Source organism: Dietzia sp. 179-F 9C3 NHS (assembly GCF_045369825.1).
In the GTDB taxonomy this organism is placed as follows: Bacteria; Actinomycetota; Actinomycetes; order Mycobacteriales; family Mycobacteriaceae; genus Dietzia.
Window position 1 is genome coordinate 1 of the sequence record NZ_JBIQES010000046.1, and the last position, 867, is coordinate 867.

General features: G+C 65.5%; 1 protein-coding gene. It reads right to left on the reverse strand.

All coding sequences use genetic code 11. From position 1 onward, the window contains the following. Positions 1-757 (reverse strand): IS1634 family transposase (locus ACH0BZ_RS16380; RefSeq protein ID WP_406899809.1); only part of this gene is annotated, 757 nt, incomplete at its 3' end. Positions 758-867 lie beyond the last annotated feature (110 nt).

An 867-nucleotide genomic window follows, 5' to 3' on the forward strand; every position in this document is an offset into this window, starting at 1 on the left:
TCTGGTGGCGCTGCTGGAAGGCGGTGATCACGGGGATCAACGTCTTGGTCTCGGCCTTGTTCCCCTCGAACACGTGGATGTCCAGCGGGAACCCGTCCCGGGCCACCAGCAGGCCGACGGTGATCTGCGGGTCGACCTTGCGTTCCTTACTCATGCCGACCTTGCGCAGGCCGTCTTCCTTCTCGGCCTCGAAGTACAGGGTCGTCAGGTCATACAGCACCAACGCCACTCCGGGGCCACCGTCGCTGGTGACGTGCTCCCAGCAGGCGGTGGTTACCACTGTCCGGACGTCGCGCTCGACCACGCGTTTAAGACAGTTGTAGAGCGTGTTCGTGTGCGGCGGATCGATGCCGAGCCGAGCGAGTACGCGCACGGAGTCGAGTTTGCTCGTCGGCTCCACCAGGCGGGCCACCACCAGGTCGCGGAACACCGGGTCGGCGATCTTGTCGAACCCGAGGCGGCTGTAGCTGCCGGTCAACGCCTGCCACAGAATCCGCGAAGATGACCTCTGGACCACCGCGGCCGATGCGGCGGGGAGATCGATCACCGCCGATGGCCGATCGTCGAGGCCAAGATCCAGCTCGTGCTGATCGGCGTGAATGCGCTGCTTGGCGACCTCGATCAGGGCGGCGAGTTCCCCCTGGGTATGGGCCGAACCGATGTGCGCCACGATCCGACGCTGACCGCGGACCTTCTCCGCCACTTGGACGGCAGTGGCCCCCGACGCCGTCTTCACCTTCCGCACATACGGGCTCACCCGGCCAAATCTACCGCCGATTAGTGCCCCACACGCCCCCGTCCCAGCGCCCTGAACAGCAGCGATCACCGCCCGAAACCCGAAACCGCCGTCAACTTGTGAAACTCAGG